The organism is Streptomyces sp. NPDC044064 (assembly GCF_056434245.1).
On the sequence record NZ_JBWKFN010000066.1, the window covers coordinates 1 to 8,721 of the forward strand.

Here is an 8,721-nt window from a genome sequence, read left to right on the forward strand (position 1 = left end):
CCCCCCCCCCCCCCCCCCCCCCCCCCCCCCCCCCCCCCCCCCCCCCCCCCCCCCCCCCCCCCCCCCCCCCCCCCCCCCCCCCCCCCCCCCCCCGAGCCCGATGGACCCGGCCAGCACGGCCGCGCCCATCGCCAGGCGTCGGCGTATCGCACCACTGTCCACTGTCGTCCTCCCCGTACCGCCGTCATGCATGGCCGATGACCGTACTGATGTACGGACGCACGACATGTGTCGGATGGTTGCACGGCCGTCAGAAGGACGGGCGACCGGATGCCTGCCTCAGTGCGCCACTCCCACCGGCTCCTCCGGCTCGGACTCGCCCACGAAGGTCCGCCACAGCTCGGCGTACTGGCCGCCGAGAGCGAGGAGTTCGTCGTGGGTGCCGTCCTCCGCCACCCGGCCGTGGTCCATGACCACCACCCGGTCGGCGCGGGCGGCCGTGGTCAGCCGGTGGGCGACCACCAGGGTCGTACGGCGGCCCGCCAGGCGGTCGGTGGCCTGGTTGACCAGGGCCTCGGTGGCCAGGTCCAGGGCGGCCGTGGCCTCGTCGAGGAGAAGGACGTCGGGGTCGACCAGTTCGGCGCGGGCGAGCGCGATCAGCTGGCGCTGGCCGGCCGAGAGGTTGCGGCCGCGCTCGGCGACGTCGTGGAGGTAGCCGCCCTCGAGCGTGGCGATCATCTCGTGCGCGCCGACCGCCCGTGCCGCCGCCTCGACCTGGGCGTCGGTGGCGTCGGGGCGGCCGTAGGCGATGGCGTCGCGGACGGTGCCCGGGAAGAGGTAGGCCTCCTGCGGGACCACACCGAGGCGGTGCCGGTACGAGGTCAGGTCCAGGGTGCGCAGGTCCGTGCCGTCGGCCGTGACCCGGCCGGAGGTGGGGTCGTAGAACCGGGCCACCAGCTTGACCAGCGTCGACTTGCCGGCGCCCGTCTCGCCGACGAAGGCGACGGTCTGGCCGGCCGGGATCGTCAGGTCTATGCCGGTCAGGGCCTCCGCCTCGTCACCGTAGGCGAAGTGCAGGTCCTCGAAGGCGATGTCGCCGCGCAGGGCCGGGACGTCGAGGGGTTCGCCGGCGGACTTCGTGGAGGTCGGCTCGCGCAGCAGCTCCTGGATGCGGCCCAGCGAGACCGTGGCCTGCTGGTAGCCGTCGAAGACCTGGGAGAGCTGCTGGACCGGGGCGAAGAACAGGTCGATGTAGAGGAGGTAGGCGACCAGCGCGCCGGTGGTGAGCGTGGCCGCCTCGATGCGGCCCGCACCCGCGATCAGGACGCCCGCCGCGGCCACCGACGACAGCAACTGCACGAACGGGAAGTAGATGGATATCAGCCACTGGCCCCGGATACGGGCCTGGCGATAGCTGTCGCTGCGCTCGGCGAACCGCCGCCCGCCGTCCCGCTCGCGCCGGAACGCCTGCACGATCCTGAGCCCGGCCACCGACTCCTGGAGGTCGGCGTTGACCAACGACACCCGCTCACGGGCGAGTTCGTACGCCTTCACGCTCGCCCGGCGGAAGAAGAAGGTGGCCACGATCAGCGGGGGCAGGGTGGCGAAGACGACCAGGGCGAGCTGGACGTCGAGCACCAGCAGGACGCCCATGATGCCGAAGAAGGTGACGACCGAGACGAACGCCGTGACCAGGCCGGTCTGCAGGAAGGTCGAGAGGGCGTCGACGTCCGTCGTCATCCGCGTCATGATCCGGCCGGTCAGCTCGCGCTCGTAGTAGTCGAGGCCGAGCCGCTGGAGCTGGGCGAAGATCTTCAGGCGCAGCGAGTACAGGACGCGTTCGCCGGTACGGCCGGTCATCCGGGTCTCGCCGATCTGCGCGGCCCACTGCACCAGCACGGTGAACAGGCCCAGCAGGGAGGCCGCCCACACCGCGCCGAGGGCCGCCTTCGTGACTCCCTGGTCGATGCCGTGCCGGATCAGCACCGGCAGCAGCAGGCCGGCCCCCGCGTCCACGGCGACCAGCAGCAGGCTGACGAGAAGGGGTGCGCCGAAGCCGCGGAGCAGACGGCGCAGGCCGTACGACTCCTCGGGGCGCACCGCGCGCGCCTCGTCGATGTCGGGGGTGTCGGTGGCCGCGGGCAGCGCCTCTACCTGGGCGAGGAGTTCGGGGGTGGCCGGGGTCCCGGAGAGTGCCAGGTCCTTGGGCTCGCGGTCGCCGGTCCACAGCCGCGGGGTGACCCCGCGCTCGGCGTCGAACTCGGCGTCCAGCTCCTCGCGGACGGACATGTCCTCCTGCGGCTGGGCCGGGCGGGCGTGGCCCGGGGAGACCGCGCCCAGCTCGTCCGGGTCGGTCAGCAGACGGCGGTAGAGGGCGGAGCGGTCCTGGAGCTCCTCGTGCGTACCGAGGTCGGCGAGCCGGCCGCCGTCCAGGACGGCGATGCGGTCGGCCAGGCCCAGCGTGGAGCGGCGGTGTGCGATGAGAAGGGTGGTGCGGCCCTCCATGACGTGCTTGAGCGCCTCGTGGATCTCGTGCTCCACGCGGGCGTCCACGGCCGAGGTCGCGTCGTCCAGGACCAGCAGGCGCGGGTCGGTGAGCAGGGCGCGGGCGAGGGCGAGGCGCTGGCGCTGGCCGCCGGAGAGGGTCAGGCCCTGCTCGCCGACCTTGGTGTCGTAGCCCCCGGGCAGCTCGGCGATGAAACGGTCCGCCTGGGCGGCGCGGGCGGCGGCCTCGATCTCCTCCTGGGTGGCGTCCGGGCGGCCGTAGGCGATGTTGTTGCGGACGGTGTCGGAGAAGAGGAACGAATCCTCGGGCACCAGTCCGATCGCCGCGCGGAGCGAGTCCATGGTCAGCTCGCGCACGTCGTGCCCGCCGATCAGGACGGCTCCGTGGGTGACGTCGTAGAAGCGCGGCAGGAGCAGGGAGAGGGTGGACTTGCCGGAGCCGGAGGAGCCGACGACGGCCAGGGTCTCCCCCGGCCGGATCTCGAAGCTGAGCCCTTCGAGCACCGGGCTCGTCCTGCCGGGCGCGCTCGCGTACGCGAAGGACACGTCGTCGAACTCGACGGTGGCGGGCGCGTCGGCGGGGAGGGTCTTCGTGCCGTCCTTCAGGGTCGGCTCGGTGTCGATCAGCTCCAGGACGCGCTCGGTGCCGGCGCGTGCCTGCTGGCCGACGGTGAGCACCATCGCGAGCATGCGGACCGGTCCGACCAGCTGGGCGAGATAGGTGGAGAAGGCGACGAAGGTGCCGAGGGTGATGTGCCCGCGGACCGCGAGCCAGCCGCCGAGGGCCAGCATGGCGACCTGCCCGAGGGCCGGGACGGCCTGGAGGGCGGGGGTGAACTTGCTGTTCAGGCGTATGGTCCGCAGCCGTCCGGCGAACAGGCGCCGCCCGACCTCGCGCAGCTTCCCGGTCTCCTGCTCCTCCTGCCCGAAGCCCTTCACCACGCGTACGCCGCTCACGGCGCCGTCGACGACACCGGCCACGGCGGCGGCCTGGGCCTGTGCGTACCAGGTGGCGGGATGGAGCCGGCTGCGGCTGCGCCGGGCGATCCAGCCGAGGGCCGGGGCCACGGCCAGGGCGACCAGGGTCAGCGGCAGCGACAGCCAGGCCATGATCGCCAGGGAGATCAGGAAGAGCAGGACGTTCCCGATGGTCATCGGGAGCATGAAGAGCAGTCCCTGGATCAACTGGAGGTCGCTGGTGGCCCGGCCGACCACCTGCCCGGTGGACAGCTCGTCCTGGCGGCGGCCGTCGAGGCGGGTGATCGTGTCGTACATCTCGGTCCGCAGGTCGTGCTGGACGTCGAGGGCGAGCCGGCCGCCGTAGTAGCGGCGGATGTAGGTGAGGACGTAGACGAGGACGGCGGCACCGACCAGCGCTCCGGCCCACGGGGCCATGGAGCGGCTGTGGCCATCGATGACGTCGTCGATGATCACCTTGGTGATCAGCGGGACCACGGCCAGCACGGCCATGCCGGCCAGGGAGGACCCGAGGGCCAGGAGCACGTCCTTCGGATACCGCCAGGCATAGCCCGCGAGCCGTCGTGCCCATCCCCGTTGCGCTGCCACGCCGGTGCCTCCCGTTGAGATCTGCTCTTCCGGAAGGCTCCAACGTCAACAGGGACGGATTTCATCCCGCTGCAACAAAACGAACGCGGACGTCAGACACGTACCCGCAGGTAGTAGAACCGGGTCGTCTGGGCCTGGTTCTGGTTGTCGTCACTGACCAGCAGGACCTTCAGACGGCCGGTGTGGTCACGCCCCGTGATCGTCATGCCCTCGATGTTGTCGAGGAGGGGGTTCGGCTGGGGCTGCTTGGCCGTGGCGCCGAGGGTCGGACAGGTGGCGATGTCCGCGAGGAGAGTCTTCCTTATCAGTTGTACGTCCGGCCGGCCGGTAAGGATTTCGACGGTGCTGGTGTCCGTGGCGTGGCGCAGGTCGGCCTCGTAGAGGCGCACCGTGTTGCCGACGCCCGGGGTGAAGCCGCGCTCCAGGACGAGGAGGCGGCCGTCGGGGGTGGCCTGGACCTCCGGGACGCCGAGGCCGGGGTCGGTGCGGTAGGCGTACTGGGCGGCGGGCCGGAAGCCGCCGTGATGGCGGGTCCAGGTCTGGAAGCGGACGATGCCCGCGGTGTCGCCCGAGATCGAGTACTCCATGGAGGCCAGCAGGGTGCGGCCGCCGGGCAGCATCGTCAGGCCCTCGAAGGTCTGGTTGGCGGTGGCGCGGCCGGCCGGGGCGACCAGGAGGGAGGGCGGGACCGGGAGGCGGTCGAGGATCTTCCCGTCCGGGGAGTAGCGGCGGACGGACGGCTCGGTCTCCGAGGAGATCAGCCGGGTGCCGTCGCGGTCGATGACGAGCCCCTCGGAGTCGAGGTCGGCGCCCTTCTCGTCGGCGAGGTGGACGGCCGAGACCGGCTGCAGGGTCTTCGGGTCCAGGCCGAAGAGGGAGGAGCGGTCCTCCAGCGCGGCGAGGGAGCCGTCCCGGTCCACCGCGAGCGCGGAGAAGTTGCCGGCGAACGTGCCCCGGTACGTCGTCTTGTCGAGCGCGTCGGAGAAGCGGTCGATGGAGACGGTGGGCGAACAGGCATTGTCGTCCGCGGAGTTGGCGGCACCGGCGGGCCCGGCGGCGGTCAGGCAAGTGACCGCCGCCAGGCCGGCGGTGAGGGTCGCGAGTACGGTTCTCAGGCGCATGGGCGCCACCGTAGGGCGGTCCGGTGACCGGCGGGAGACCGCCTCGTGAAGCGTCAGCCCCGCGGGGGCGCCGCCACGAACGCCTCGCTCGGCGTGCTGGTCGGGGTGTAGCGGGCGGTGCTGGACGTCGTCGGCACCAGGTCCTTGTGGATGGCCTTGGCGACGTTCTGGATGGTGGTGACGCCGTAGCCCATCGTGCTGTTGTCCTGCGTCAGCACGCTCATCATGTAGTCGTGGCCGGCGCCGTTGAAGGTGCCCAGGCTGTGAACCCGCCAGCCGTGCGTGGCGCGCTGCAGCCAGCCGTTCTTGACGTGCACGGACACGGTGGACGGCGCACCGGCGGGCGTGCCCCAGCGCTGGTCGGAGATGACCTGGCCCATCAACTTCAGGATGTAGGCACGGGAGTTGTCGCTCAGCACGGTGTTCTTGGCGGTGACGAGCTTGAGCAGCTTCTGCTCGTCGGTGACGTTCTCCTGGGTCAGACCCCAGTAGCCGTCCGCGCCGGGCGTGGTCTTCGTCATGCCGGCGGCGGACAGGAAGCCCTTGATCTTCGTCAGGCCCAGCTGCTTCCACAGCGTGCTGGTCGCCGCGTTGTCCGACTGGGTGATCATGGCCGTGGCGAGCGACTGCTCGGTCTTCGTCAGAAACCGGTTGTGCTTCTTCGCGTCCCACAGCAGCGTGGCGAGGACGGTGACCTTGACCGTGCTGGCCGAGTCGTAGGCGCTGGTCGCACGCAGCGTGCAGGTCGTCTTGGTGGAGCGGTCGTACAGGCCGACCGCGACGGTTCCCTTGCGGTTCGCGAGCGCCGCCGTGATGTCCTTCTGCAGCTTGGTGGCGAGGCCCGCCTTGCTGGACGTGCAGCTGACGGCGGGCGGCGCCGCCGCGGCCGGGCTGGCGGCGGTGACGGCCGGTATGAGCACCACGGCGCCGAGAGCGGCTGCGAGCGCGCCGGCGCGACTGAATGTGCGGGGATTCATACCCCTGTTGACACGCAGAGGCGACCGAAAGTTGCACACGCGTTCGGGGTTGACCCGCCCTTTGCCTATTCACAGGAAGCCGCAAGGCGCGGCACAGCGCTCACCCACCCCCGCTCGGCACGATGCGGCCGTGACCTCAGCCACCGATCCCCTCGCCCACCCGACGGCCGTGACCGCCGAACCACCGCCCGCGACCACGCCTGCGGCCGCCGCGCCGCGCTGGTCGCTGCCCGCCCTGATCGCGATCATGATCCTGGCGGCGGTGCTCTACTCCTGGAACCTCTCCGGCTCCAGCCTCAACAGCTTCTACAGCGCGGCCGTGCTCAGCGGTACGCAGAGCTGGAAGGCGTGGTTCTTCGGCTCGCTGGACGCGGGCAACTTCCTCACCGTCGACAAACCACCGCTCGCCCTCATGGTCATGGGCCTGTCCTGCCGCGTCTTCGGCTTCGGCACCTGGCAGATGATGGCGCCCATGATCGTGGCCGCGCTGGCGACGATCTGGATCCTGCACACGTCCGTGAAGCGGGTGTGGGGGCACGGAGCGGCCGCACTGGCCGCGCTGGTCCTGGCATCGACCCCCATCACCGTGGCGATCAACCGGGACAACAACCCGGACACGCTGCTGGTCCTGCTGATGGTCGGCGGTGCGGCCCTGGCCCTGCGCGCGGTGACGGGCGGCCGGCTGCTGCCGCTGCTCGGCTCGGCGGTCTGCTTCGGCCTCGCCTTCAACACCAAGATGCTGCAGGGCTACATCGCGCTGCCCGCGGTCTTCGCGGTGTACCTGTACGCGTCCCGGCTCCCGCTGGTGAAGCGGATCGTCAACCTGCTGCTCGCGGGTGCGGCCCTGGCGGTGTCCAGCTTCTGGTGGGCGGCGGCGGTCTCCCTGGTCCCGGCCTCCGAGCGCCCCTACATCGGCGGCTCGACGGACGGCACGGCCTGGAACCTGATCATGGGCTACAACGGCCTCGGCCGGGTCCTCGGCGGCGAGGGCAACGGCGGAGGCGGGGGCGGCGGAGGCGGCGGCTTCTCCGGCTCCGCGGGCCTCGGCCGGATGTTCAACGACATCCTCGGCGGGCAGATCTCCTGGCTGCTGCCCTTCTCCGCGGTCGCGCTCGTCGCCGGCCTGATCCTGTGCGGCCGCGCCCCGCGCACCGACCTCACCCGCGCCGCGCTGGTGCTGTGGGGCGGCTGGACCGTGCTGCACTTCCTCACCTTCAGCATGGCCGAGGGCACCATGCACCCGTACTACACGACCGCGCTCGCGCCCGGCATCGCGGCGCTGTGCGGGGGCGGCGGCGTGCTGCTGCTGCGGGCGTTCCGGGACGACAGGCGGTGGGCGTGGGTGCTCCCGGTCGCGCTCGGCGTCACCGCCGTCTGGGCGATCGTGCTGCTGCGCCGGGCCTCGGGCTGGAACACCTGGCTGTGGCCGGCGATCGGTGTGGTCATGGCGGCGGCGATCGTGGGCCTGTTCCTCTTCCGGAGCGGCGACCGGGCGCGGCTGCTCGCGGCTTCCGTCGCCGCGGCGGTCGTCGCGGCGGTGGCCGGTCCGGCGGCGTACGCCTGGTCGGTGCCGGCGGGTTCGGGCAGTGGCCGGATGGGCGGTACGAACCCGACGGCGGGGCCGTCGACGGGGAGCGGCTTCGGCGGCGGGCCGGGCGGGGGCGGCAACGGCGGCCCCGGCAACGGCGAGCTGCCGGGCGGCGCCCAGCAGGGCGGCCGGAACGGCCGGGCGAGCGGCGGCTTCCCGGGCGGCGGCGAGATGATGCCCGGCGGCGGGAACGGCGAGCTGCCCGGTGCCCCGAGCGGGCAGAACGGCCAGGCTCCCGGCGGCAACGGCCGGCTGGGCGGTACCCCGCCGGGCGGCACCGGTACGAGCGGCGGCCCGGCCGAGGGCGGCACCGGGCAGGGTGAACTGCCGGGCGGGAGCGGCGGCTTCGGCGGTGGCGGCATGGGCGGCGGGCCCGGCGGCGGCATGGGCGGGGCGGACAGCGAGCTGATCTCGTACCTGAAGAAGCACCGGGACGGCGCCGAGTGGCTGCTCGCGGTGTCCAACTCGCAGAGCGCCGCGCAGATCGAGCTGAGCAGCAACGTGCCGGTCATCTCCATGTGGGGCTTCACCGGCTCCGACAACGCGATGACCGTCGCCAAGCTCGAGGAACTGGTGAAGAAGGGCGAGCTGCACTACGTCCAGATCGGCGGCGGCATGGGCGGCGGGCCCGGCGGCGGCAACAGCCTCAGCTCCGAGGTGACGTCGTGGGTGAAGAAGCACGGTACGGCGGTGAAGGAGAGCGCCTACAGCAAGAGCACGGCATCGAAGTCCTCGACCGCCGGCTCCGCGTCCTCCAGCACCTCGTCCTCCGGCTCCGCGTCCTCGAAGTCCTCCTCGCAGAGCAACCAGTCGACGCTCTACCGACTGGACCCGTCGGACGTCGGCTGACACGCACGGCACGGCTCCACAGCCGAACGGCGGGGGGGGGGGGGGGGGGGGGGGGGGGGGGGGGGGGGGGGGGGGGGGGGGGGGGGGGGGGGGGGGGGGGGGGGGGGGGAGGAGAGGGGGGGGGGGGGGGGGTGGAGGTGGTGCTCGGTCTGACGGTGTGCGGGATTGGGATCGC

General features: G+C 72.4%; 4 protein-coding genes. 1 reads left to right on the forward strand and 3 read right to left on the reverse strand.

What is annotated here, in order from left to right:
- Positions 1 to 279: 279 nt before the first annotated feature.
- From AC07DS_RS46090 to AC07DS_RS46100, 3 genes are all read right to left on the reverse strand, one after another.
- Positions 280 to 4,011, reverse strand: a complete 3,732-nt coding sequence (locus AC07DS_RS46090) for an ABC transporter ATP-binding protein (protein WP_479154711.1) — start codon at positions 4,009 to 4,011, stop codon at positions 280 to 282.
- A gap of 92 nt (positions 4,012 to 4,103) precedes the next feature.
- Positions 4,104 to 5,132 (reverse strand): esterase-like activity of phytase family protein, encoded by a 1,029-nt coding sequence (locus tag AC07DS_RS46095; RefSeq protein ID WP_479154712.1) that lies wholly within the window; start codon positions 5,130 to 5,132, stop codon positions 4,104 to 4,106.
- Positions 5,133 to 5,185: 53 nt separating this feature from the next.
- Positions 5,186 to 6,109 carry a serine hydrolase gene (locus tag AC07DS_RS46100; RefSeq protein ID WP_479154713.1) on the reverse strand — a complete coding sequence of 308 codons (924 nt, stop codon included), beginning with the start codon at positions 6,107 to 6,109 and terminating at the stop codon, positions 5,186 to 5,188.
- 130 nt (positions 6,110 to 6,239) lie between these two features.
- Here AC07DS_RS46100 and AC07DS_RS46105 point away from each other — a divergent pair, with 130 nt between their 5' ends.
- On the forward strand, positions 6,240 to 8,546 hold the full coding sequence (locus tag AC07DS_RS46105) for an ArnT family glycosyltransferase (protein ID WP_479154714.1): 2,307 nt from the start codon (positions 6,240 to 6,242) through the stop codon (positions 8,544 to 8,546).
- The last annotated feature ends 175 nt before the right edge of the window (positions 8,547 to 8,721 follow it).

Excerpts from the sequence above, each read along its gene's own strand:
- AC07DS_RS46095 (WP_479154712.1), bottom strand. The coding sequence starts at position 5,132 with ATGCGCCTGAGAACCGTACTCGCGACCCTCACCGCCGGCCTGGCGGCG.
- AC07DS_RS46100 (WP_479154713.1), bottom strand. The coding sequence starts at position 6,109 with ATGAATCCCCGCACATTCAGTCGCGCCGGCGCGCTCGCAGCCGCTCTC.